Consider the following 23,205-nt stretch of genomic DNA (forward strand, 5'->3'; position numbering starts at 1 on the left):
CGTCACTTTTTCAGTCGGACGACGGCTTGACGGGAATCGTCGGTCTGCGGCAGCGACGCAAGCTCTCCCAAGGTCAGCGGCTTGGTCGGGAAGCGCAGCCGGTAATAGCCCACCTCCTGCGTCGGCACGCCGCGCTCTTCAGCGATGATCTCGGCCACGGTCAGCCCGCAGAAGCGGCCCTGGCAGGGCCCCATGCCGCAACGCAGGAAAGCCTTCATCTGGTTCGGCCCGCTGCAGCCCAGCTTGACGGTCTCGCGCACCTGCGCGGCCGTGACTTCCTCGCAGCGGCAGACGATGGTGTCACCGACGGGGCGCCGGAAGGCGTCAGGCGCCTTGTAGAGCGCATCGAAGAACTCGCGGCCCCTCACGGCACGGGCCAACGCGTCGCGCGGCGCCACGGCCTCGCTGTCGCGTTTACGGGCATCGATGCGGCCCAGCAGATGCGCCGCCTGCAACGCGGCCAGACGCCCGCGGTGCTCGGCCGCCAATGCGCCCGCGATGCCGGCGCCATCGCCCGCCATGCCGATGCCGTCGACCGAGGTCAGCCCCCATTCGTCGACCTGCGGCTCCCAACAGTCCAGCGCGTCGTTCCAGCGGTGTTCCACGCCCACCGCGCGCGAGAGGTTCACGTTGGGTACCACGCCCTGGTGCAGCATCAGCTGATCGGCAGGCAGCGTCTTCGTGACCCCGCCGGCGGTGTAGCGCACGCTATGCAGCTTGTCTTCGCCCAGCGCTTCCAGCGACGTCACGCCCTTGACGATGGGCACGGCGGCCTTGACGGCGCGCAGCAGCTTCAGCCCTTTACCCAGATAGGGCGACCGCAGGAAACCCCAGACCTTGGACAGTGCGTGGCCCATGCGTCCGGGCGGCGTGGTTTCCAGCAGCGCGTCGATCTTCACGCCGGCGTTCAGGTATTGCCAGGCCACCAGATACAGCAGCGGGCCGCTGCCGGCCAGCACAGTGCGGTCGGCCGGCACCACGCCCGCGGATTTCAGCAGGATCTGCGCCGCGCCCGCCGTAATGACGCCGGGCAGCGTCCAGCCCGGGATGGGGAAGGGACGCTCCTGGGCGCCCGTGGCCAGCAGCAGCCGGCGCGCGTGCACGATGCGCGCCTCGCCCGCCACCGAATACGCCACCTCGAAGCCTTTCTCCGGATGCGGGGCCGTATGTTCCGCCACGGCCCAGACAGTGGCGCCCGGCACATAGCGCGCGCCGGACTGCTGGAAGGGCGCGACCAGCGACGCCCCATGCCAATAGTCTTCGCCCAGGATGCTGCGGTCGGTCACGGGCGTGGTGGTGATGGCCCGATAGATCTGTCCGCCCGGCGCCGGCTGTTCATCCAGCAGCACCGTGTCCACCCCCAGGCCGGCGGCCAGCGTCGCCGCCGCCAGTCCGGCCGGGCCTGCACCCACCACCAGCAAATCGCATTGCGTCGTATCGATCATGCCTGCACCTTGCGCGCGCCCAGCTGGCGCTCGATCTTCATGCCTTCGCGCACGGCCGTCATGCAGCCCTGCTGGTTCGCCTGCCCGTCGATGGTGACCAGGCAGTCGTAGCACACGCCCATCATGCAATAGGGCCCGCGCGGCACCTCGTTCACGGCCGTATCGCGACAGGCCGACACGCCACCGGCGAAGAGAGCCGCCGCCACGCTGTCACCCTGCCGGCATTGCAGTTCGGCCCCGTTGACCGTCACGCGCACCGGCGCGCCTTGCGTCTGGCGCTGCGCCTCGTCAAGCCTCTTGAACATGGAACCTCCGGGTCGAGAAGGGCGCCATGTCGTCGGCAAGCTTGCCGGCCACGATCATGGGCGCCAGATTGAGGGCGTGCGCGGCGGCCAGCGTCACGCCGCTGTGACAGGTGGCGACGAAGGCGCCGGGGCACGTTTCGGATTGCTGATAGATCGGGAAGCCGTCCTTGGACATCACGCGCAGCGCCGCCCAACTACGCACCACGCGGACGTCCCGCAAGGCGGGCAGGGTGCGCACGGCGCGATCGGCCAGCGTGCCCAGGATCGGCAGGCCCACCAGGTTGTCCACATAGCCCGCTTCCTCTTGCGAATCACCGATCAGCCACGTACCCTCGTCGGTTTGGCGTAGGGTGGACAGCGGTGTCTCCAGCATGCGGCGCGTGCGTTCCAGCACCACGATCTGGCCGCGCTGCGGGCGCACCGGCACATCCAGGCCCACCTGCGCGCCCAGGTCCTTGTTCGACAGGCCCGAGGCCAGCACGACCTTGCGCGCACGCACGGTGCCGGCAGGCGTGTCGATATCGAACACGCCGTCGCGCTGCTTGATGCTGCGCGCCGGACGGCGCGGCAGGTAATCCACAACCCGCTGTGCAAAACTCATGTGCAGCGCGCGCAGCAGCTTCAGCGGATTGGCGATGCCATCCACCGGCGTCCACGTCGCGCCCCGCACCTCGGGGCCGATGCCGGGCACCAGGTCCGCGACTTCCGCGCGGTCCAGCAGCTTCCAGTCGTATTGCGCCATGCCGGGCTGCGCCAGCAGGGTCTGCATGAACTTGGCGCGGGCCTCCATCTCTTCATCGCTCAAGAGCGCATGCAGGCCGCCGCGCTGCTCCAGATGCACGTCCACGCCGGTTTCCTCCAGCAGCTGCGCGGCAAGCCGCGGCCAGCCCGAGGCCGACGTCATCGTCCACACGCCGTAGCGCGGCAGGCCCATGCCCTTGCTCTGCACCCACACCAGTCCGAAGTTGCCGCGCGACGCGCGATACGCCACATCGCCTTCGTCCAGCACCGCCACATGCTCCAGCTCGCGCCGCAAGCCGTAGGCGATCGCGGAGCCCACCAGCCCGCCGCCGATCACCGCGGCGTCATAGATGCCGCGATGCACGGGCGCGCGGGGCGCCAGTTCTTTCTCGTCCGTCATTAGCGTCCCTTTCCTACAAACAGCTTTTCCAGGCCGACCACGCGGTCCAGGATGAATATGGCGATGATCGTGACATAGATCAGCACGGCCGACACGGCGGTCACCAGCGGGTCGATGGTGTCTTCGATATGCAGGAAGATGCGTACCGGCAGCGTGGTCGTGGAGGGCGATGCGATGAAGATCGACATCGTCAGCTCATCGAAACTGGTGATGAAGGCGATGACCCAGCCGCTGACCACCCCGGGCAGCAGCAAGGGCAGCACCACGCGGCGAAAGGCCGTCCAGTTCGAGGCGCCCAGCGACTGCGCCGCACGCTCCAGCGCCGGGTCGATGCCGGTGGCCGACGCCAGCACCAGGCGCAGTGCATACGGCATGACCAGGATGACGTGCGCGATCACGAGGCCCACGTAGGTACCTGCCAGGTCTACCGTCGTGAAGAACTTCAGAAAGGCCAGGCCCAGCACCACGTGCGGGATCATCAGCGGCGACAGGAAGAAGGCCACCAGCGCCTCACGGCCACGGAAGCGATTGCGGGCCAGCGCCAGCGCGCTGGGCACCGCCAGTGCGATCGCCAGCGTGGCCGACAAGGTGCCCAACCCCAAGCTGAACCAGAACGCCTCGATAAAGCGCGGGTTGTCCAGGATGGCGCGGAACCAGCGCAGTGACAGCCCGCCCGTGGGCAGCGAGATGAAGCCCTCGGAGGTGAACGCCACCGCGCACACCATGACGATGGGCGCCAGGATGAACAGGATGAATACCGCATGGAAGATCAGGCCGATGGGGCCGTTTCGAAATTGCATCTCAGGCTCCCGACTGGTTGAAGACGGCGCCGTACCTGCGCTCGATGATCCGATTGGCCGATAGCAGCACAACCACCGTCGCCAACAGCAGCACCACCGCCAACGCCGCGCCCAACGGCCAGTTCAGCGTGTTCAGGAATTCGTCGTAGGCAGCCGTGGCCACGTTCTTCAACCGGCGCCCGCCAATGATGGCCGGCGTAGCAAAGGAGCTTGCCGCCATCGCGAACACCATGATTGCGCCCGACAGGATGCCCGGCATGACCTGCGGCACGATGACGCGGCGGATCACGGTGAACTGGGTCGCACCCAAGGACAACGCGGCCGCTTCCGTCGCCGGGTTGATCCGCTGCAGCGACGCCCACACCGAGATCACCATGAACGGCACCAGCACGTGCGTCAGCGCAATGGCCACGCCCAGGTTGCTGTACATCAGGTCCACGGGCGTCGAGATCAGCCCGATACCCATCAAGGCCTTGTTGATCAGGCCGGTGGAACCGAACAGCAGCGCCCAGCCCAGGGTGCGCACCACCACCGAAATCAAGAGCGGCCCCAGCACCACCATCAGGAACAGCCCCTTCCACGGGTTGGCCATGCGCGACAGCACGTAGGCCTCGGCCGTGCCCAGCACCAGGCAGGCCAGCGTGACGGCAGCGGCCACGCCGAAGGTGCGCGCGTAGATCTCGTAGTAGTAGCCGTCGGTCAGAATCTCGATGTAGTTCTTCCACGTGAACGTGGCCTGCATGCCGCCGTAGAACTGGAAGTCGAAGAAGCTGATCAGGAACACCAGCGCCATCGGCACCACCAGGAAGGTGGCATACACCACCAGCGCCGGCGCGCTCAGCACCCAGGGGTTGGCGCGCGCGCTCATGACGGGCGGCCTTGCGGCGCGGACGCCACCGTGCACATGTCCTGCGCACGCCAGCGCAGGTGCACGGTCTCGCCTTCTGCAGGCACCGGCACGCCGTCGTTCTGCCGGATCACCATCACTTCGCCCACCGACGTCTCTACCTGGCACAACCAATGGTTGCCCTGGAACACGCGCGTCTTCATGCGGCCGGGCAGCGCACAGGCGGCAGGTTCGGAAAACAGGATCTTCTCGGGCCGCACGATCACCGCGCCCTGCGGCACCGGCGCGCCGGCCATCGGAATATGCGCCTCGCCCACGCGGGCGCGCGTCTCGTCGCCGTACTGCTCGGACAGCGGCGTGAACACATTGGCTTTGCCCAGGAAGCCGCCCACGAAATGGCTGGCCGGCCCTTCATACGCCTGGAAGGGGTCTGCCACCTGTTCCACGCGGCCCTGGTTCATCACCACGATGCGGTCCGACAGCGCCAGCGCTTCGGACTGGTCGTGCGTCACCAGAATGGTGGTGGTGCCGATCGTGCGCTGGATGCTGCGCAGTTCCAGCTGCATTTCCTCGCGCAGCTTGGCATCCAGGTTGGACAGCGGTTCGTCCAGCAACAGCACGCTGGGCCGGATGACCAGCGCGCGCGCCAGCGCCACGCGCTGCTGCTGCCCACCGGACATGCGCGCCGGATGGCGGTCCGCCAGATGCGACAGGCCCACCAGCTTCAGCGCGTCAGCCACGCGCGACTCGCGTTCATCTTTCTTCACCCGCTGCATCTCCAGGCCGAACGACACGTTCTCGGCGGCGGTCATGTGCGGGAACAGCGCGTAGTTCTGGAACACCAGGCCCAGGCCGCGCTTGTTCGCCGGCACGCGGCTGACGTCGCGGCCATCCAGCACGATGCTGCCGCCGGAGGGTTCGACAAAACCCGCGATCATCTGCAGGGTGGTCGTCTTGCCGCAGCCCGACGGCCCCAGCAAGGAAATGAACTCGCCCCGGTTCACCGACAGGCTCAGCGCTTCGACGGCGGTCGTGTCGCCGTAGCGTTTGGAGAGGCGGTCCAACACTAGATAGGTCATGAAAGCTCCCGTGGGCGGCGCGCGGCGCCGCCCCGTATTCACTGCCGGCTGCGCGTCAGCGCTCGATTTCCCGCGTCCAGCGCTTGTTCCAGTCGTCGCGGTTCTGGTTGACCGTGTCCCAATCGATCACGATCAGGTCAGCGGCGCGCTTGCCGATCGGCAGCGGCACGCGGGGGTCGTCTTCCACCTTGGCCTTCTTGTTGACGGGGCCGTAGCCGTAGGCCGACGCCAGCTTTTCCTGCACCTCGGGCGTGACCAGGTACTGCACGAAGGCCTGGGCCAGGGGGTTGGTGGCCGACTTGGCGACCGGGCAGACGGACGACAGCAGGGCGTAGGCGCCTTCCTGCGGATAGACGAAGCCCACCGGGAAGCCGGTGTCGGCAAACGACTTGGCGCGGCCGCTTCCCCACACCGAGATCACGGCCTGGCCGCTGGAGAACAGTTCGGTCATCTTGCCGGGAGACGGTTCGTAGACCAGCACGTTGGGGCCGACCTCGTTCTTGAACGTGGTGAAGCCGGCGTCGATCTTCTTTTCGCTGCCGCCACCTTCGCGGGCGTATTCCACCAGCGCGTGCAGGCCGTAGGTATTGTTCAGCGGCGGGATGACCAGCTGCTTCTTGTACTTGGGGTCCTTCAAGTCCTTCCACGACGTGGGCGGCGCCCACTTCTTTTCGTCGAAGACCTTCTTGTTGTACATGATGCCGGTAGCCACGATACCGATGGCGACGGCCTTGTCGTCCTTGTAGCGGGCAGTGCCGTAGATGTCGTCGGCGGGCAGGCCCTTGATGGGCTCGCAGAATCCCAGCGCGATGGCCTGGTACATGGGGCCGTCGTCGATGATGGCCACGTCGATCTGCTGGTTGCTTTTCTGCGCCTGCAGCCGCGCCACCGTGTTGGTGGAATTACCGGCCACATAGTCCAGCTCCACGCCGTGCTGCTTGGCAAACGGCGGAAAGATGTCCTTGCGCATGATGTCTTCGAATGATCCGCCGTAACCGGCCACCACCAACTTCTGCTGCGCCGCCACGTTGGCGCTGAGCCCGGCGGCCACCGTGGCCGCCGCCAGCACTGCAAGTACCTTGCCCATGAGAACCCCCGATTGTTGGTACACTTTGTCCGTACATGAATGTCCGGACAAATAATGGATCCGACTAGACATCGTTGTCAATCGGTTATTGTCCGTACAAACCCCATATAACAATGCAAGGAGCCCTCCCCATGACCCGATCTTCCGAGCGCGCGGCCGGCCCTGGCGGAGCACGGCAAGCACGCGGCAAACCGGAATCGCAGGCGCCGGACGCCGACGCGGGCGGCCCTCGTTACAAGAGCATCTTTCAAACGCTTTCTCAGGACATCAGCACGGGCCGCTACCCCGTCATGACGCTGCTGCCCACCGAGCACGAGCTCTGCGACCAGTTCAACGCCAGCCGCCACACCATCCGCGAAGCCATCCGCATGCTGACGGTGGCCGGCATGGTCTCGCGCCGGCCCGGCGTCGGCACCCGCGTCGAAACCGCCCGCGCCAGCACCCGGTTCACGCAGCGCATCTCGCAATTCCCCGATCTCCTTCAATACGCGCGCAATGCGGCGCTGCTGGTGCAGGACGTGCGCACCATCAAGCTGCCCAAGCGGCTGGCGGAAGCGCTGGGCTGCGCGGCCGACAAATCCTGGCTGCATATCAACTCCATCAAGACCCTGGACGACCAGGACACCGCCGCGGCCAGCACGCTGATCTACGCCGACCCCGAACACTCGGACGTGCGCGTCGAGGTCAAGTCGCGTATCTCGCTGCTGCGCCTGATCGAAGACCACTTCGGCGACCGCATTACCGAGGTCAACCAGGAGTTCTCGGCCACGCCCATCAACGCCACGATCGCCAAGCAGCTCAAGGTCGAACCCAAGACGGCGGGCTTCGTCATCACCCGCCGCTACTACGGCGACGGCGGCCTGCTGCTGCTGGCCACCATCACCACCTTCCCCCACGACAAGATGAAGTATTCGATGACGCTCAACGTGGGGTAGCGGGCGCGAAACCGTAGGCGGCAAGCGCGGCCTCCGCGCTGACCTTGCCGTCCGCCAGGTCCCGCTCGATGCGTGCCCCGCTCCGCTCGGCGGGCGCGCCATACCCGCCACCACCCGGCGTTTCGATGCGCACGCTGTCGCCTGGCGCCAGGGCGATATTGGCCGTCTTGGAAAACAGTTCTTCCGCCTGCGGGGTGCCGAAGTTGCGGATGAGCCGCGCACGGCGTCCGTCGCCACCGCCATCCACGCCCGCCGCCACCCCCACCGTGTGGCTGTCCGACCGCGCCGAAAACACGATGCCCGGTCCCACCGCGCGGATCTGTTTCGCAATCGCCAGCCCGCCGCGCGTGCGCCCCACGCCGCCAGAATCCGGAATCATCGCGTACTCGTCCATCAGCAGCGGATACTCGTTCTCCAGCGCTTCGACGGGAAGGTTGGACGTGTTGGTCATGTGCACATGCACCGCGTCCATACCGTCGGCATCGAATCGCGCGCCCGCGCCGCCGCCCAGCGTTTCCAGGTACACGAAATGCCCGGCGCGTTCGCGCCAGCGTCCCGAAAACACGATGGCGGGGCAGCAATCGTTGCTGGACGCCATGGTCTTTTCCGGCGGCAGCAAACCGCGGAACGCGCCGAAGATCGCGCCGGCCACCTTCTGCGCCGTGATGGATCGCGCCCCCACCGCCGCCGGATGTTCCGGGTTGGTGATGGTGCCTATCGGTGCCGACACGGTGATGGGGTCGAACAGCCCGGCGTTGGGCGCCAGGTCCGGATCCAGCATGGCTTTGACGGCGTAATACACGCAAGCGCGCAGGGCATTGAACGGCAGGTTCATCGCGCCGCGCGCCTGCTTGCCCGAACCGTCAAAATCGAAATGCAGGTTGTCGTGGCGCACGGTCAGCGTCACCTGTATCGGCACCGGCTCGCCGCCCATGCCGTCGTCGTCCAGATCGCTGCGGAAGGTGTAGCTGCCTTGCTGCAGTTCCGCGATGCGGTTGAGCAGGCGGCGGCGCGTGTAGGCGATCACGTCGTCCACCGAGCGCAGCACGGCCTCCAGCCCCATCTGCCGGATCAGGCCTTGCACGGCCGCCGCGCCGCGGCGGTTGGTGGCCATCTGCACGCGCAGGTCCAGCACGCGCTCCTCAGGGTCGCGCGTGTTGGCGCAGATCAGGCGCAGCATGTCCTCGTCCGTTTCGCCGTGGCGGGCGATGCGGCACGCAGGAATGCGGATGCCTTCCTCGAAAATGGATTTCAGCCCGCCCGCGATTGATCCCGGCACCGCGCCGCCCACGTCGGAATGGTGCGCGATATTGGCCGCGAAAAAGCGCAGCACGCCTTCCCAGAACACGGGCGTGACGATGTTGATGTCCGGCAGATGGCTGCCGTCGGCCAGATAGGGGTCGTTGCAGATGAAGACGTCGCCGTCGCGGATGTCATCGGTCTTGAACGTGCGCAGGATCGCGCCCATCGCGCCGTCCAGCGAACCCAGATGCAGCGGGATCTGCGTGCCCTGCGCCACCAGCCGGCCGGCCGCGTCGAACAAGGCCACCGAGCAGTCCTTGCGCTCTTTGATGTTGGTCGAGAACGAGGCGCGCACCAGCGTGTTGTTCATGTCCTCGGTGATGGACAGCAGGCGGTTGCAGAACACCTCCATGCCGATGGGGTCGGCCAGCGCGATGCTGGAGCCGGAATGATCGGGCGTAGTCATGCGTCGCCTCCTTGCAAACGGATGATCAGGTTGCCGTAGTCGTCCACGCTTGCGTGCTGGCCGACGCCGACAACGGTCGTGGAACTCATTTCCTCAAGCAGGGCAGGGCCGGTGAAGCGCGCGCCGGTGGGCACGCGGTCGCGGTCGTACACGGGCGTCTCCCGCCAGCCGTGCACCGGACCGAAGTAGGCCTTGCGCTGGCCCAGCCGGGCGTCTTCCAGCGCGCCGCCGATATGGCGCGGCGAAAGCGGCGCCTTCACCACCTGGCCCACGGCCTGCATGCGGCAGTTGATGATCTGCACCTTGCGGTCATCCACTGTGTAGCCGTATTCGCGTTCGTGCGCGTCGGCGAAGCGGCGCGCGAATTCCGCGTGGCCGCCGGCGCCCGTGTCGTCCAGGCTGACCTGCACTTCAAAGTTCTGGCCCTCGTAACGCGCGTCAATGGCGCTATGGCACACGCGCAGCGCGGGGTCCACGCGCTCCTCGGCCAACCAGCTTTCGGCCTGCGCGCGCAGCCCCTCGAAGATGGCCGCGATCGCGGGCCACGTGTCTTCGCCCGCCAGCGAGATCTCGCTACGCACGAAGTCGAACGAGATGTCGCTAAGCAGGATGCCGCGCGCGCACATGGTGCCCGGTTCCTGCGGCACGATCACGATCGGGATGCCGCATTCCTCCGCGACTTCCACCGCGTGCAAGGGCCCTGCGCCGCCGTAGGCATACAGCGCGAAGTTCGACAGGTCGTAGCCGCGCTCGGTGGACACCGCACGAATCGCGCGACTCATGTTCGCCGCCGCGATGCGCAATATTCCTTCGGCCGCGGATTCCAGATCCAGGCCCAGCGGCTTGGCCACGCGCTGCTCGATCACCTGCCGCGCCGCCTCCGCGTGCACCGGCATGCGGCCGTTCAGCAGCGCCACCGGGTTCAGCCGCTGCAAGGCGATCTCGGCGTCGGTGATGGTTGGCTCCTGGCCGCCGCGGCCATAGCCCACCGGTCCGGGAACCGCGCCCGCGCTGTGCGGGCCCACTTTCAGCGCGCCGGCATCGTCCAGCCACGCAATGCTGCCGCCGCCCGCGCCGATCACATGGATGTCCACCATCGGCGTCTTCACGGGATAGCCCGCCACGTGGCGATGCGAGGTGAACAGCGGGCGGCCATCACACACCAGCGACACGTCCGTGCTGGTGCCGCCCACGTCGAAGGTAACCAGGTTCAGGCTGCCGATGGCGCGCCCCACGGCGGCCGCGCCCACCACGCCCGCCGCCGGCCCGGACAGGCAGGTCCGTACCGGATACTGGCGCACCGTGGCGATCGACATCAGGCCGCCGTTGGAGTGGATGGTGTGCGGTTCGTGGCCGATGTCCAGGTCGCGCACCCGCTGCAGGAAGCGTTCCAGATAACGCGCCATCTTCGGTCCCACCGCGGCGTTGAGCACCGTGGTGGACAGGCGCTCGTATTCGCGGAATTCTGGCAGCACGTCGGATGACTGGCTGATGTAGACGCCAGGCATGGCGTCGGCCACGATCTGCGCAGCGCGGCGCTCGTGTTCAGGATTGCGGTATGCATGCAGGAAGCAGATCGTCACGGCCTCGATGCCGGCCGCAGCGAACTGGCGCGCCGCCGCCAGCACCTGCGCAGCGTCCAGTGGCGTCAGCACTTCGCCCGCCGCATTGACCCGCTCGTCGACTTCGATGCGGAATTCGCGCGGCACGGCCACGGGCGGCTTGCCCACGCTGTAGTCGTACAGATGCGGCCGGGTCTGACGGCCGATCTCCAGCACGTCGCGAAAGCCACGCGTGGTGATCAGCCCGACGCGTGCGCCCTTGCGTTCGATGATGAGGTTGGTGGCAACCGTCGTGCCGTGCCCCACGTGCGACACCTGCGACGGCGGCACGCCGTGGTCGGCGAGCATCTGCCCGATGCCCGTGGCGATGGCTTCCGAGGGATCGTGCGGCGTGGACGGCACCTTGTGAAAGTGCACCACGCCAGCGTCCTCGTCGATCATCGTGAAATCGGTAAACGTGCCTCCGACGTCTATCCCTATGCGATACATATCGTTCATTCCAAAAAGAGTCTTGCCATGCCACCCGGACAAACCGCGCGGCAACAGAAGTCCCGACCGCCGCGCGTGCCGGCGGGTCTGATGCCCCGGCGCGTGTTGACTACCGGCGGCGCAAACGGGTCGGGAAGGGTCAGTCCAGGCGAATATCGGCCTTCTTCACCACCTGGCACCACTTGCTGATTTCGTCCTTGATCATCGTGCCGAAAGCCGGTCCCGCCACGTCCGAGACCTGGGCGCCTTGCTGCTCCAGATAAGTCTTCATGGCGGGCGCGTGCAGGGTCTGCACCAGGCCGTCGGTAAGCTTTGCGCGCAGCGGTTCGGGCAGGCCGGCTGGCGCCAGCATGCCGAACCACACCATGGCCTCGTAGCCCGGATAGCCGGATTCCGCCACGGTCGGCACATCGGGCAACATCGGCGAACGCTGCGGCGAGGTCACCGCCAGCGCCTTGATCTTGCCGTCCTTGATGTAGGGGTAGGACGTCATCACCACGTCCACCATCATGTTGATCTGGCCGCCGACCAGATCGATCAGCGCCGGGCCCGAACCGCGGTAGGGCACGTGCACCATGGACACGCCGGCGGTGGTCTTGAAGAGTTCGGCCGCAAGGTGGTTGGACGTGCCCTGGCCATTGGACGCGAAGGAGTACTTCTCGGGGTCCTTCTTCAACAGCGCCACGAACTCCGGCAAGGTGTTGGCGGGCACCGACTGGTTGACCGACATCACGTTGGGAATCGTGGCCACCACGGTCAGCGGCGTGAAGTCCTTCACCGCGTCGTAAGGCAGCTTGGAATACACGCACGGCGCGCTGCCGTGCGTGCTGACCGAGCCCATCAGGATGGTGTAGCCGTCGGCCGGCTGCCGGGCGACGTACTCGGTGCCCACGGTGCCGCCTGCGCCGGGTCGGTTTTCGACGATGACGTTGGCGGACAGGCGCTGGGCCAGTCCTTCGGCCACCTTGCGCGCGATCAGGTCGGTGGACCCGCCGGCCGCGAACGGCACCACGATGCGAATCACTTTATCCGGCCAGGCGGCGCTGGCCGATCCGGCTGCCGCAAACAACGCGACCCCGGCGGCAATGCGACAGCAACTGCGTATCAGCCCTTGGTTCATGGCTTGGTTTCCCCTTGTTGATAGAACTTCCTTGTGGCCGGATCATGCGTGTCCGGCCTTGGTTCGCTGCAACAACAAGGCCATGCTAGGCCTGCCGGTTCAATGACAGCAGCCCTACAGGTTTATATTTGTATAACTGCCATTTATAGGTGCGCGGCCGTGAAGAATCCGGACTTGAATCTGCTTCTGCATTTCGATGCCCTGATGGCGTGCCGCAACGTGTCACGGGCGGCCGAGCAACTGAACATCAGCCAGCCGGCGATGAGCGCGGCGATGAACCGGCTGCGCCAGCTGTTCGGCGACCCCTTGCTGGTGCGCGAGGGCGGCGCGTGGCAGCCCACGTTGCGGGCGATGGAGCTGCATCAGAATTTCAAGCCGTTCCTGGAAAGCTGGCACCGGGCCACGCGCACCCGCGAGGCCTTCGACCCGGCGCACTCGTCGCGCACGCTGACGTTCTATGCCACGGACTATGTGCAGTTCACGCTGTTGCCCAAGCTGATCCCGCGGCTGGCGGTGGACGCGCCGCATTTCCAGTTGCAGATCGTGCCGGCGCGCCCGCAGCACGGCCTGAGCATGCTGGACACGAATCACGTGGAATTGATCGCAGGCTATTTTCCGGATCCGGCCCCGGATCTGCGCACGCGTTTCCTGTACCAGGAGCCGGCGGTCTGCATCGTGCGCGAAGGGCATCCGTGCCTGAGAAAGCGTTGGAACCTGGATGCCTATCTGCGCTATGGCCACCTGGACCTGGCGGCGCACACGCGCTATTTCAGCACCGCGATAGACCGCATCCTGATGGGACAGAACCGCAGCCGCAAGATCGTGGCGACGTTGTCCAGCTATCTGGTCTGCCCGTTCATCGTGGAAGGTTCGGACCTGATCGCGACGATGCCGGTCAGCATCGCGCGTGCGATGACGGGCGCGGCACGCATCGTCACGTTGAAGGTACCGCTGACACTGCCGCCGATCGCCGTGTCGCTGTACTGGCACGAGCGCTATCAGGACGATCCCGCGCACGCCTGGCTCAGGCAGTACCTGGCCGGCGTGCTGGGGTAGGCGCGGCGCCTATTTCAGCGGCAGGCAGATGCGCGTCTGCAATTGCGCGGGCGGGGTGGTACGGGGGTCGTTCATGTATTGCTCGAACATGGGGAAGTCGGCCGGCACCATGCCGCTGGCGGGCAGCCATTCCGAGAACAGCCAGTTATAGGGCTTGCCCATTTCGTTGTAGGGGCCGGTGTAGGTAAGCATCGCGCAGCGGCCGGCCGGGATCTCGAAGCGTTCCAGCTCACTGCCCAATTCCGCATCGGGTGCGACCGGCATGCCGGCCAACGAACGCAGCTGGCTTTCCGGCACTTGTTCGGGGTCGTCGAAGTACACGCCGAAGCCGACGGTCGCCGGGTTGGCGATGCCCCGGCCGATGGCCAGCATGAAGGCGCGGCTGAAGACGGTACCAATTTCTTGATAGCTGCCGCGGTGCGGCAGCGCGGCCAGCGTGACGCCGGGGAAGTGTTCGATGGCAACGGGGTACATGGCAAGCTCCTGGGAGTCGAAGGGTTGGGAGCGCGCCGCCCGATACCGGCCCGGCGGAATGCCGAAGACGGCGCCGAACGCCCGGTTGAACGCAGCGTCGGATTCGTAGCCGGCGCGTTGCGCAACGTCCCTCAACGGTGCCTGCGACCCCGCCAGCGCAACCGCGGCGCGATGCATGCGGATGCGCTGAACGGTGGCATTGACGGTTTCCCCCATCATGGCGCGGTAAACGCGATGGAAGTGATAGGGGGACAGGCAGGCCAGGTCAGCCAGACGGTGCAGGTCAGGGTCGGCGTCCGGGTGAGAGGCCAGCCAGCGCAGGACGGGGTCGAGGCGTTGAGAGTAGAGGGTTCGGGTTTCGGGCTTCATGCTTGCTCCTTGGAGGGCAATGTAGCTTTGGGGGGTTTGCAGATTTTGCGGTTTTTCTTGGAGGAATTGTTGTAGTTGTTTTGGTGCGTGACTTGGGGTTCTTTTGACGTCTGGTGGGGTGTGGTGGGGTCGGGGAGGGGTGTGTTCTTGTGACGCCTGGGGAGTGGTCTCGGAAAGGGGTGTGTTCTTGTGACGCCTGGGGAGTGGTCTCGGAAAGGGGTGTGTTCTTGTGACGCCTGGCGTGGTGGCTGCCGGCGGGGCGCGGGTCAACGATTGCGGTCCGGAGCCTCCGCTCCGGACTGCCCCGTCGTCATCTTCGTTGTTGCCTGCGGCAACTGCCTTCAGATTCCCTCGGGCTGATCGACTCCCCGCGCCCCGCCGGCAGCCACCACACCAGGCTCCGTCAATGGCAATCTCGCGTCAGCTGGGACGGATTTCTTGCTTGGGGTTCTCACCACGAACGGGGGATGGTGGAGGATCTTGCGGGGCCCGCCCCAGGCCGGCCGCCCGGGCGGCCTTTTGGGGCTTACGCGGTGTCTTGCGTCGGAGGGATGCGGGTACGTGCCCTCGAAGGCCGTTGGGTGTCCTGGGTCGTTGAGTTGTTGGACCGTTGAATCGTTGATTCGTCGCTGGGTTGATCCGTTGACTCGTCGCTGCGTTGATCCGTCGACCCGTCGTTGCGTCGATCCGTTGCCCCATCGTTACGTCGATCCGTCGACCCGCCGCTGCGTCGAATCGTTGCTCGGTCGATCCGTTCACCCGTAGGATGGGTGGAGCGCGTTCCGGTCGGGTTACTGCGACGATGCGGAACGCGCGTAACCCATCATGCTTGCGGGATCAACATCCGCCGCACAATCAATACCCGCGCTGCGGGTCGTAGATGTTCGGCAATGCTTCGCCGCGCTCGTTGGCCTCGATCAGCAATGCCGTGTGTCTCGCACGTTCCTTGCGATCGGGGATCGCGGCGCAATGCGGCGTGATGATGATGCCCGGGTGGGTCCACAGCGGGGAGTCTTCGGCCAGCGGCTCTTGTTCGAAGACGTCGAGCACGGCTTGCTGCAGTTGGCCGCTGTCCAGGGCGTCGATGACGTCTTGGGTGACCATGTGCGATCCGCGGCCGGCGTTGATCAGGCTGGCGCCGCGGGGCAATTGCGATAGCGTGGCGGTGTTGAGGATGCCCTTGGTGGCGTCCGTGGCGGGCAGCAGGCAGACGAGGAGGTCGGTGCCTGCCAGGAATTCGCCGAACTGCTCCTGGCCGGCGTAGGAGGGCAGGCCTTCCAGCGTGCTGGCGCCGCGTGACCAGCCGGTGACGGGGAAGCCGACGCGGGTCAGGAGTTGGGCGGCGGCGACGCCCAGGTGGCCCAGGCCCATGATGCCCACGCGCATGTCGGCGGCAACGCGCAGGGAGTCGAACAGCTCCCAGTGGCGGCGCGCCTGGTTGTCCACAACCCGCTTGATGTCGCGCGTCAGCATCAGCGCGGAGGTCAGCACGAACTCGGCCATTTCCGTGCGGGTGCGGGCCGTGACCATGCGGGCGATGGACAGGTGGCGCGGCAGGTGCGGGTCGGCCAGGATATGGTCGACGCCGGCGCCGGCGCTGATGATGAGTTTCAGGTGGGTGAAGGTGGCCAGACGGCCGGCGTCGGGGGCCCAGACCAGCGCGTAGTCGACGGTGGCGGGGTCGATGTCTTCATGCCAGCCCACCACGTCCAGGTCGGGTGCGAACGCGCGGAACTGCTCGCGCCACGCGTCGATCGCGGATGGGCCGCCGGAATTGATGATGAGCCGCATGCGGATCTTTCCCCTGTCTGCGGGCGCGCCAGGCGCCCAGGCTGTGCGCGGTGCGCACCTGCGGTTTATCCACAGGCGGCGCGCCGCAAGATCTTATCAACGTTCGACAGTCCGGTTCCAGCGCGCGTTGAATGCGGGCCGAGTCGTGTTGATCTGATCCCAGTCCAGGATCTTGGCATTTTCCATATAGCCCTGGAAGCGCTTGAGCGCGTCGGCGTTATCCGCCTGCGCCTGGACGTTCTTGTTGGACGGGAAGTGCCCGCCCATTTCCAGCGCCTTCGCCTGGGCGCTGGCCGACAACAGGTACAGCGCCAGTTTCTGCGACAGTTCGGGCTCGCTGTTCTTGGCGATGACGCATTCGCCCACCATCAGGATCACCGAGCCTTCCTTGGGCTGCGCGTATTCCACCGGGATGTCGCGCTTCTTCAAGCGGGCGATCGCCGTGGGCGTCAGCGGGAAGATGGCGGCCTCGTTGGACTGGATCATCTCGGCCAGCTTGGCCGAATTGGGGATGTATTCCAGCACGTTGGGGCCGATGGTCTCGGGCCACTTCTTGAAGCCCGGCTCGTAGTTCTTGTCGTCGCCGCCCTGGATGCGGTTGAACATCAGGAAGCCGTGCAGGCCGAAGGTGCTGCCGGAGGCGGACTGGAACACGACCTTGCCCTTGTACTTCGGGTCAGCCAGGTCCATCCACGACGTGGGCGGCGCCCAGCCGCGGTCGGCGAACATCTTGGTGTTGTAGCCCAGGCCCGTCATGCCGATGTCGATGCCGGCCGCCATGCGATCCTTCATCACGGCGGTGGGGTACAGCTCTTTCAGCACGGGATCGTCGTTCAGCTGTTCGCACAGGCCCATCGAGATCGCGCGCGCCATGATGCCGTCATCCAGGAACATGACGTGCATCTGCGGCTTGTCCTTGTAGGCCTGCGCTTTCGCCAGCACGTCCGTCGAAGTGCCCGGCACCACGACGATCTTCACGTTGTTGGCTTTCTCGAAATCCGGGAACACGTACTGCGTGAAGGCGCGCTCCATGTCGCCGCCGTTCATGCCGACGTACAGCGTCTTCTGCTGCGCCATGGCGCCCGCGGACAGCAACGTCATCATCGCCGCGCCCAGCAGCCACTTCCCCTTGCTCAGGCGCGATGCGCCCTGTTTCTTATCCATCATGGTGACTCCAGCGTTTGCTCACGAACACTCTCAGGCCGGCCCGCGGCGCCGTGAGCGGCGGCCGTGTACCGTTCAATGCGGAAGGCATCGATAGAAATGGAGGACTGGCCGCGCACGACCAGTTCGGACAGCACTTCGCCCACGGCGGGGCCGATCTGGAAACCCGCCCCCGACAGCCCGAAGGCGTGGAACAGGCCGGGCACGGTGGCGCTCGGCCCCAGCACCGGGTTGTGGTCGGGCATGTTTCCCTCCACGCCCGTCCAGAACCGGATGACTTGCGCACCGCGCAACACGGGCAGCAGCTTCGTGGCGTTGGCCATCAGCGTGCCCAGCCCGGCACGGCCCGGCCGCGCGAAATCGGGATCGGACGACACGCCGCGGCCCCCGCCGATGATGCAGTTGCCGCGCGCCACCTGGCGCGCATAGATGCCGCCGCCCTGTATGCCCAGGCTGACGCTCATGAACACCGGCAACGGTTCGGTGACCATCATCAGCGGATGAATGGAGGTTTCGGGCACGGGCTCGCCGAAGCCTTCGGCAAAGCGTCCGGCCCACGCCCCCGCGCAATTGAGCAAGAAGCGCGACCGCACTTCCAGCCCGTCGTCCGTGCGCAGGATGAAGCGCGCGCCATCATGTTCCGCGGACGCTACGCGTACGCCCTCGCGCACGTCCGCGCCCAGGGCCCCGGCCGCGCGCCCGAAGGCGGGCGACACCAGACGCGGATTCGCATGACCGTCGTCGGGGCAGAACGACCCGCCCGCAACATGCTCGCCCAGCCAGCCGAAGCGGCGCGCCAGGGCGCGGCGGTCCAGCATTTCCAGATGCATGCCAAAGCCCCGCGTGCGTTCGCGGTAGGCCTCCAGCAATGCCATGTCGGCCTCCGACGCCGCCAGCTTCAAATGGCCCGAACGCACGTACTCGCCGTCGATGCCGATCAACGCCGGCAACTGGCCCCAGAGTTCGTGCGCGCGCTGCGTCAGCGGCATCTGCTCGATCCCGCGGCCCTGGCGGCGCACACCGCCGTAGTTCACGCCGCTGGCGCGTGCGCCGCACAGCCCGGCTTCCAGCAGCACGACGGGCACGCCTTGGCGGCGCAGGAACAGCGCCGCGCTGCCGCCGACGATGCCCCCGCCGATGATGGCGACTTCGGTATCGATACGCTGCGTCATGACGGCACCTTTTCCCGGCGTTCCAGGCACACGACGCGTACCGGCACGGGCTTGACGGGCGGCTGGTTGCGCAGGCGCCCGACCTCGGCAGGTGAACGCCCGCAAGCATGGGCCAGCACCTCGGCCGCGGCCGCGCCGCACATGCGGCCCTGGCAGCGTCCCATGCCCACGCGCGTCAGCGCCTTCAAGCGGTTCAGTTCCTGCGCGGCCGTGTCGTTGACGGCCTGGCGCAACGTGCCGGCCGTGACTTCCTCGCAGCGGCAAACGACGGTGTCGTCGGCAATGCCTTGGGCCCAATCTTCGGGAAAGGGGAACGCGCGCTCCAGCGCCGTGCGCAGGCGGCTGTTGGCAGCCAGCTGCGCCTCCAGACCGCGGGCGCGCTGCGCATCATGCGGGTGATCGATATCTTCCAGCAGCGCCAGCGCAGCGCGTTCGCCCGCCAGTTCCGCGGCATCCGCCCCGGCGATCGCGGCGCCGTCGCCCGCCACGTACACGCCCGGCACGCTGCTGCGGCCGGCGGCGTCGCGGCGCGGTGTCCAGTTCCGGTCACGCGTGTTGAATTCGAATTCGCAGCCGGCAAGGCTGGCCAACTGGGTTTCGGAACGCAATGCCAGCCCGTAGGCCAGGGCATCGCATTCGACCGTGTGCGTGCGTGCGCCCTGGCGATAGGTCAGCCCCGTCACGCGTTCCTTGCCTTGCACCGCTACCGGCCGCACGCCGCTACGCAACGGCACGCCATGCGCGCGCAGCCACGCCATGTAATACAGCCCCTTGGCCAGCAGGCCGGGTGCACGCAGCATGCCCGGCACGGCGGCACGGCGGTCGGCCGCGCGCGACGTGTCCAGCACCGCCGCCACCTGCGCACCGGCCTTGGCATACTGATACGCCACCAGATACAGCAAAGGGCCCGTGCCCAGGAAGACGACGCGCGCGCCGATGGCGCAGCCCTGGTACTTCAAGGCCACCTGCGATCCGCCCAGGGTGTAGACGCCTGGGGTCAGCCAACCGGGAAAGGGCAGCACGCGGTCGGTGGCGCCCGTGGCCAGGATCAGGTGCGTGTACGGTACTGCCGTGCTGACCCCGTCCTGCAGGACGTCCAGCGTCTTGCCGTCCACGTTCCACACCAGGCTGCCGGGGCGGTAGTCCACCTGCGGCAGCAAGGCGGCCATGGCGCGGTGGACGGCGTCGGCCTTGCGGTGCTCGAAACCGTACAGTTCCTGCTTGGAGCGTTGGAATCCCTGGGGCGGCTGTCGGTAGATCTGGCCGCCTGCGCGCGGCGCTTCATCCAGGACCACGGGCCGCAGGCCCTGCGCCACCAGCGCTTCGGCCGCGCGCACGCCTGCCGGTCCGGCGCCGACGATAACGGGCATCACCATGCTCATGGCGCGTCGTCCTCGGGCCACGCCGCGGCGGCCAGCGTGCCGGGCGCCGCAGCGGGCGCGAGCGGCGTGGTCTGCAGGCGCATGCCCGGCTCGATCAACGTGGAACACGCGCGCACGCGCGACCCGTCTTCCAGCTGCATCCAGCAGTCCTGGCAGGCGCCCATCATGCAAAAGCCCGCGCGTGGGGCGCCGCCAAATTCCGAATGGCGTACGCGGTCGGCTTGCGTCAGCACGGCGGTCAGCACCGTGTCACCGGCCAGGGCCGTACAGGCCTGGCCGTCCAGCGTGAACGGAACGGGGGGCCGGGCCGTTTCGGCCAGGCGTTTCAGTATTGCCATGATGCCGGCGCCTCTCTCTTCGCCGTAAGCGGACGCTTCATTTCTGCCCCACCAGCACACGGTCCAGGCCATACACGCGGTCCAGCAGCAGCATGGTGACCGCGGTCAGCCCGATGACCAGCGCGGATACGGCCGCCATCATCGGGTCGATGGATTCGGTGGCGTACATGTACATGCGCACGGGCAGCGTGATGGTCGACGGCGCGGTAATGAACACCGACATCGTCAGTTCATCGAAACTGTTGATGAAGGCCAGCAACCAGCCGCCCGACACGCCCGGAATGATCAGCGGCAGCGTCACCTGGAAGAACACCGTGGCGCGGCTGGCCCCCAGCGACAGCGCGGCGTGTTCGATGGACCGGTCAAAGCCGACCAGCGCGCCGATCACGAGCCGCATGACGTACGGCGTGATGACCACGACGTGCGCGGCCACCAGCCACGGGAAGCTGCCTGCCATGCCCATCAGCGCGAAAAAGCGCAGCAAAGCCACGCCCAGCACCAGATGCGGGATCATCAGCGGCGACAGGAACAGGCCGTTCAGCACGTCGCGCCCGGGAAAGCGGTAGCGCGTGATGGCAATCGCCGCGGGCACCGCCAGGCACACCGCGATGGTGGCCGACAGGAACGCCAGCCACAGGCTGTTCTGGAAGGCCTGCATGAAATTGGGGTGGTCGAACACGGCGCGGAACCAGCGCAGTGAAAAGCTCGTGGTCGGCACCGTGAGCGTCGTGTCCGGCGTGAACGCCACGAGGCACACGATGACCAGCGGCGCCAGCACGAACGCCACCACCAGGAAATTGAACGCCAGCGCGATAGGACCGTTCTTCTGCATGTCGATGCTTTCCGTGTTGACGGGCCCTAGCCCAGGCTGCGGCGGTAGGAGCGTTCCACGACGCGGTTGTACGCCATCATGATGATCACGTTCACCACCAGCAGCACGATCGCGATGGCCGCGCCCAGCGGCCAGTTCAGCTCGGTCAGGAATTCGTCGTACACGACGGTTGCCACCATCTTCAGGCGGCGTCCGCCCAGCAACGCGGGAATCGCGAATGAGCTTGCCGACAGGCCGAACACGATCAGGCTGCCCGACAGGATGCCCGGCATCGCCTGCGGCAGCACGATGCGCGTCAGCGTCTGGAAGCGCGACGCGTTCAGCGACAGCGCGGCGTGTTCCACCGTGGGGTCCAGCTTCTGCAGGGACGTCCAGATGGGGATGACCATGAAGGGCAACATGACGTGCACCAGGCCGATGATGACGGCGGTGGGCGTGTACAGCAGCGGCCCCATCCCCAACGCGGCGGCCGCGCGGCCGATGGCCCCGCTCGGACCCAGCAGCATGCTCCAGCCGAAGGCGCGCACCACCAGCGAAATCAATAGCGGTGACAGCACGACCAGCAGGAAGATCGAACGCCAGGGCTTGCCCATGCGCGACAGGATGTAGGCCTCGGGTGCGCCGATCAGCACGCAGATCAGCGTGGTGACGCCCGCGATCCAGAACGTGCGCCAGAAGATTTCCAGGAAATAGCTGTCGGTGACGACCGCCAGATAGTGTTCGATGGTCAGGCCGGGCAGGACGCCCGCGCCATAATCGAACGGGCGGAAAGACAGCACGAAGGTCAGCGCCAGCGGCGTCAGCACCAGCGTCAAAAAGACGATGGCCAGCGGGATGGAGCCCAGGATGGCAAGCAGCCCTTCATTGCGCGGCTTGGGCCCGGTGGCGGCGCCCGGTTGCGTCAGCGTCGCCATGTCAGGCCTCTTCCTGCGCGGGCGCGCGCAGCACGCGCAAGACGCCTTCGGCCCAGTCCAGGCCGATGGCCTCGCCGTCGTCGTGCGGACGGCGGCCGTCGTTGGGCGTGAGCACGGTCAGTGCGCCCACCGGCGAATCCAGGTCGTACATCCACTGGCTGCCCAGGAAATAGCGCGTGTTGACGACACAGGACAGCTTGCCTTGGCCCGCCGGCACCGGCACCAGCTTTTCGGGGCGCAGCGACAGCTGCACGTTATCCCCATGGCGCAGGCCTTCGCCGTCCACCACGACGCGCAGGGCGCCGGTCTCGATTTCGGCCTGCGCGCCGCAGCGCGTGACGCGGCCCGCCAGCAGATTGGTCTTGCCCACGAAACGCGAAATGAACTCGGTCTGCGGATGCTCGTACATGCGGAAGGGCGCATCCACCTGCGTGGCGCGGCCGTCCTGCATCACCACGACGCGGTCGCTGATCGACAGCGCTTCGGCCTGGTCATGCGTGACCATCACCGTCGTCGTGCCGATCTTCTTCTGGATGCTGCGCAGTTCAAACTGCATCTCTTCGCGCAGCTTGGCGTCCAGGTTGGACAACGGTTCGTCCAGCAGCAGCACGGGCGGCCGGATGACCAGCGCGCGCGCCAGCGCCACCCGTTGGCGCTGGCCGCCGGAAAGCTCGCGCGGAAAGCGGTCGGCATGCTTGTCCAGCTTCACCAGCGCCAGCGCTTCGCGCACGCGCGCCTGGCGCTCGGCGCGTTCGACGTTGCGCATCTTCAGGCCAAAGGCCACGTTGTCGGTGACGGTCAGGTGGGGGAACAGCGCGTAGCTCTGGAAAACGATCCCCAGGCCACGCGTGTTCGGCTTGGCGTGGGTGATGTCGCGCCCGTCCAGCGTGATGGTGCCCCGGGTCACGTCGGCAAAGCCGGCGATCATCTGCAACGTCGTCGTCTTGCCGCAACCGGACGGCCCCAGCAGCGAGACGAACTCGCCTTGTTCAACCGCCAGGCTCAAGTCGGAAACGACGCGCAGGTCGCCATAGTTCTTGGAGACGTTGTCCAGCCGCAGAAATGACATATTCCAAACCCCGTAGCCCGTCGCAGGCCGTGCGCCCCAGGGTGGCCCCTTCACGGGCGCCCTGGCGGCTTATTCGATGAGGCAGTCTAGGTTTGGCCAAAACCTGGGGTCAATTAGGGTTTTCCG

At 66.7% G+C, this 23,205-nt stretch carries 21 protein-coding genes; 2 read left to right on the top strand and 19 right to left on the bottom strand.

The features are described from left to right. Window positions 1–2 precede the first annotated feature (2 nt). The 7 genes from AC3WMU_RS27210 to AC3WMU_RS27240 are packed head-to-tail and all read right to left on the bottom strand — an operon-like array spanning window position 3 to window position 6,704. Complete coding sequence (locus tag AC3WMU_RS27210; RefSeq protein WP_492283240.1) at window positions 3–1,445, bottom strand: FAD/NAD(P)-dependent oxidoreductase; 1,443 nt, start codon at window positions 1,443–1,445, stop codon at window positions 3–5. After that, a complete protein-coding gene (locus AC3WMU_RS27215) occupies window positions 1,442–1,750 on the bottom strand; it encodes a (2Fe-2S)-binding protein (RefSeq protein ID WP_006227750.1) in 309 nt (102 codons plus the stop codon). Before AC3WMU_RS27215 ends, AC3WMU_RS27210 begins: the two co-directional genes overlap by 4 nt. Continuing rightward, window positions 1,734–2,891 carry an NAD(P)/FAD-dependent oxidoreductase gene (locus AC3WMU_RS27220; protein ID WP_424624750.1) on the bottom strand — a complete coding sequence of 386 codons (1,158 nt, stop codon included), beginning with the start codon at window positions 2,889–2,891 and terminating at the stop codon, window positions 1,734–1,736. The genes AC3WMU_RS27215 and AC3WMU_RS27220 overlap by 17 nt, the downstream gene beginning before the upstream one ends. Beyond that, the gene (locus tag AC3WMU_RS27225) at window positions 2,891–3,691 is read right to left on the bottom strand and encodes an ABC transporter permease (RefSeq protein WP_006227748.1); all 801 of its coding nucleotides are present in this window, start codon (window positions 3,689–3,691) and stop codon (window positions 2,891–2,893) included. The genes AC3WMU_RS27220 and AC3WMU_RS27225 overlap by 1 nt, the downstream gene beginning before the upstream one ends. Before the next feature lies 1 nt (window position 3,692). Continuing rightward, the gene (locus tag AC3WMU_RS27230; protein WP_088589861.1) at window positions 3,693–4,559 is read right to left on the bottom strand and encodes an ABC transporter permease; all 867 of its coding nucleotides are present in this window, start codon (window positions 4,557–4,559) and stop codon (window positions 3,693–3,695) included. Beyond that, window positions 4,556–5,617, bottom strand: a complete 1,062-nt coding sequence (locus AC3WMU_RS27235) for an ABC transporter ATP-binding protein (protein ID WP_424624749.1) — start codon at window positions 5,615–5,617, stop codon at window positions 4,556–4,558. Before AC3WMU_RS27235 ends, AC3WMU_RS27230 begins: the two co-directional genes overlap by 4 nt. Window positions 5,618–5,672: 55 nt before the next feature. Beyond that, window positions 5,673–6,704, bottom strand: a complete 1,032-nt coding sequence (locus tag AC3WMU_RS27240) for an ABC transporter substrate-binding protein (RefSeq protein WP_006227745.1) — start codon at window positions 6,702–6,704, stop codon at window positions 5,673–5,675. A gap of 131 nt (window positions 6,705–6,835) precedes the next feature. Between AC3WMU_RS27240 and AC3WMU_RS27245 the strand changes: the two genes are divergently transcribed. Further along, window positions 6,836–7,639 (top strand): GntR family transcriptional regulator, encoded by an 804-nt coding sequence (locus AC3WMU_RS27245; RefSeq protein ID WP_006227744.1) that lies wholly within the window; start codon window positions 6,836–6,838, stop codon window positions 7,637–7,639. Here AC3WMU_RS27245 and AC3WMU_RS27250 read toward each other — a convergent pair. The 3 genes from AC3WMU_RS27250 to AC3WMU_RS27260 form a co-directional block, all read right to left on the bottom strand. Further along, complete coding sequence (locus tag AC3WMU_RS27250; RefSeq protein ID WP_492283241.1) at window positions 7,626–9,347, bottom strand: hydantoinase B/oxoprolinase family protein; 1,722 nt, start codon at window positions 9,345–9,347, stop codon at window positions 7,626–7,628. The genes AC3WMU_RS27245 and AC3WMU_RS27250 overlap by 14 nt on opposite strands. Continuing rightward, entirely contained in the window at window positions 9,344–11,398 is a 2,055-nt protein-coding gene (locus AC3WMU_RS27255) for a hydantoinase/oxoprolinase family protein (protein WP_492283242.1), read from the bottom strand. The genes AC3WMU_RS27250 and AC3WMU_RS27255 overlap by 4 nt, the downstream gene beginning before the upstream one ends. A gap of 139 nt (window positions 11,399–11,537) precedes the next feature. Then, entirely contained in the window at window positions 11,538–12,518 is a 981-nt protein-coding gene (locus AC3WMU_RS27260; RefSeq protein ID WP_424624746.1) for a Bug family tripartite tricarboxylate transporter substrate binding protein, read from the bottom strand. A gap of 174 nt (window positions 12,519–12,692) precedes the next feature. Here AC3WMU_RS27260 and AC3WMU_RS27265 point away from each other — a divergent pair, with 174 nt between their 5' ends. After that, window positions 12,693–13,574, top strand: a complete 882-nt coding sequence (locus AC3WMU_RS27265) for a LysR family transcriptional regulator (protein ID WP_006227740.1) — start codon at window positions 12,693–12,695, stop codon at window positions 13,572–13,574. Window positions 13,575–13,583: 9 nt separating this feature from the next. On the opposite strand, the gene AC3WMU_RS27270 is transcribed toward AC3WMU_RS27265, so the two are convergent. From AC3WMU_RS27270 to AC3WMU_RS27310, 9 genes are all read right to left on the bottom strand, one after another. Continuing rightward, window positions 13,584–14,417 carry an AraC family transcriptional regulator gene (locus AC3WMU_RS27270; RefSeq protein ID WP_492283243.1) on the bottom strand — a complete coding sequence of 278 codons (834 nt, stop codon included), beginning with the start codon at window positions 14,415–14,417 and terminating at the stop codon, window positions 13,584–13,586. Window positions 14,418–15,272: 855 nt separating this feature from the next. Then, the gene (locus AC3WMU_RS27275) at window positions 15,273–16,208 is read right to left on the bottom strand and encodes a 2-hydroxyacid dehydrogenase (protein ID WP_006227738.1); all 936 of its coding nucleotides are present in this window, start codon (window positions 16,206–16,208) and stop codon (window positions 15,273–15,275) included. Between the two features lie 96 nt (window positions 16,209–16,304). After that, window positions 16,305–17,375 (bottom strand): ABC transporter substrate-binding protein, encoded by a 1,071-nt coding sequence (locus AC3WMU_RS27280; protein WP_035214210.1) that lies wholly within the window; start codon window positions 17,373–17,375, stop codon window positions 16,305–16,307. Beyond that, on the bottom strand, window positions 17,372–18,544 hold the full coding sequence (locus tag AC3WMU_RS27285; protein ID WP_492283244.1) for an NAD(P)/FAD-dependent oxidoreductase: 1,173 nt from the start codon (window positions 18,542–18,544) through the stop codon (window positions 17,372–17,374). Before AC3WMU_RS27285 ends, AC3WMU_RS27280 begins: the two co-directional genes overlap by 4 nt. Continuing rightward, complete coding sequence (locus AC3WMU_RS27290) at window positions 18,541–19,926, bottom strand: FAD/NAD(P)-dependent oxidoreductase (RefSeq protein ID WP_424624743.1); 1,386 nt, start codon at window positions 19,924–19,926, stop codon at window positions 18,541–18,543. Before AC3WMU_RS27290 ends, AC3WMU_RS27285 begins: the two co-directional genes overlap by 4 nt. Continuing rightward, on the bottom strand, window positions 19,923–20,264 hold the full coding sequence (locus tag AC3WMU_RS27295; protein WP_088589872.1) for a (2Fe-2S)-binding protein: 342 nt from the start codon (window positions 20,262–20,264) through the stop codon (window positions 19,923–19,925). Before AC3WMU_RS27295 ends, AC3WMU_RS27290 begins: the two co-directional genes overlap by 4 nt. A 37-nt stretch (window positions 20,265–20,301) precedes the next feature. Next, window positions 20,302–21,096: an ABC transporter permease gene (locus tag AC3WMU_RS27300; protein ID WP_006227733.1), complete on the bottom strand. Its 795-nt coding sequence runs from the start codon at window positions 21,094–21,096 to the stop codon at window positions 20,302–20,304. Window positions 21,097–21,122: 26 nt separating this feature from the next. Next, window positions 21,123–22,010: an ABC transporter permease gene (locus tag AC3WMU_RS27305; protein ID WP_492283245.1), complete on the bottom strand. Its 888-nt coding sequence runs from the start codon at window positions 22,008–22,010 to the stop codon at window positions 21,123–21,125. Window position 22,011: 1 nt separating this feature from the next. After that, on the bottom strand, window positions 22,012–23,079 hold the full coding sequence (locus tag AC3WMU_RS27310) for an ABC transporter ATP-binding protein (RefSeq protein ID WP_006227730.1): 1,068 nt from the start codon (window positions 23,077–23,079) through the stop codon (window positions 22,012–22,014). Window positions 23,080–23,205: the final 126 nt, after the last annotated feature.

It is taken from the genome of Achromobacter sp. FW305-C-13, from assembly GCF_058783475.1.

Bases quoted from the DNA above. Each gene is read 5' to 3' on its own strand.
- AC3WMU_RS27210 (WP_492283240.1), bottom strand. From the start codon at position 1,445: ATGATCGATACGACGCAATGCGATTTGCTGGTGGTGGGTGCAGGCCCG.
- AC3WMU_RS27215 (WP_006227750.1), bottom strand. From the start codon at position 1,750: ATGTTCAAGAGGCTTGACGAGGCGCAGCGCCAGACGCAAGGCGCGCCG.
- AC3WMU_RS27220 (WP_424624750.1), bottom strand. From the start codon at position 2,891: ATGACGGACGAGAAAGAACTGGCGCCCCGCGCGCCCGTGCATCGCGGC.
- AC3WMU_RS27225 (WP_006227748.1), bottom strand. From the start codon at position 3,691: ATGCAATTTCGAAACGGCCCCATCGGCCTGATCTTCCATGCGGTATTC.
- AC3WMU_RS27230 (WP_088589861.1), bottom strand. From the start codon at position 4,559: ATGAGCGCGCGCGCCAACCCCTGGGTGCTGAGCGCGCCGGCGCTGGTG.
- AC3WMU_RS27235 (WP_424624749.1), bottom strand. From the start codon at position 5,617: ATGACCTATCTAGTGTTGGACCGCCTCTCCAAACGCTACGGCGACACG.
- AC3WMU_RS27240 (WP_006227745.1), bottom strand. From the start codon at position 6,704: ATGGGCAAGGTACTTGCAGTGCTGGCGGCGGCCACGGTGGCCGCCGGG.
- AC3WMU_RS27245 (WP_006227744.1), top strand. From the start codon at position 6,836: ATGACCCGATCTTCCGAGCGCGCGGCCGGCCCTGGCGGAGCACGGCAA.
- AC3WMU_RS27250 (WP_492283241.1), bottom strand. From the start codon at position 9,347: ATGACTACGCCCGATCATTCCGGCTCCAGCATCGCGCTGGCCGACCCC.
- AC3WMU_RS27255 (WP_492283242.1), bottom strand. From the start codon at position 11,398: ATGTATCGCATAGGGATAGACGTCGGAGGCACGTTTACCGATTTCACG.
- AC3WMU_RS27260 (WP_424624746.1), bottom strand. From the start codon at position 12,518: ATGAACCAAGGGCTGATACGCAGTTGCTGTCGCATTGCCGCCGGGGTC.
- AC3WMU_RS27270 (WP_492283243.1), bottom strand. From the start codon at position 14,417: ATGAAGCCCGAAACCCGAACCCTCTACTCTCAACGCCTCGACCCCGTC.
- AC3WMU_RS27275 (WP_006227738.1), bottom strand. From the start codon at position 16,208: ATGCGGCTCATCATCAATTCCGGCGGCCCATCCGCGATCGACGCGTGG.
- AC3WMU_RS27280 (WP_035214210.1), bottom strand. From the start codon at position 17,375: ATGATGGATAAGAAACAGGGCGCATCGCGCCTGAGCAAGGGGAAGTGG.
- AC3WMU_RS27285 (WP_492283244.1), bottom strand. From the start codon at position 18,544: ATGACGCAGCGTATCGATACCGAAGTCGCCATCATCGGCGGGGGCATC.
- AC3WMU_RS27290 (WP_424624743.1), bottom strand. From the start codon at position 19,926: ATGAGCATGGTGATGCCCGTTATCGTCGGCGCCGGACCGGCAGGCGTG.
- AC3WMU_RS27295 (WP_088589872.1), bottom strand. From the start codon at position 20,264: ATGGCAATACTGAAACGCCTGGCCGAAACGGCCCGGCCCCCCGTTCCG.
- AC3WMU_RS27300 (WP_006227733.1), bottom strand. From the start codon at position 21,096: ATGCAGAAGAACGGTCCTATCGCGCTGGCGTTCAATTTCCTGGTGGTG.
- AC3WMU_RS27305 (WP_492283245.1), bottom strand. From the start codon at position 22,010: ATGGCGACGCTGACGCAACCGGGCGCCGCCACCGGGCCCAAGCCGCGC.
- AC3WMU_RS27310 (WP_006227730.1), bottom strand. From the start codon at position 23,079: ATGTCATTTCTGCGGCTGGACAACGTCTCCAAGAACTATGGCGACCTG.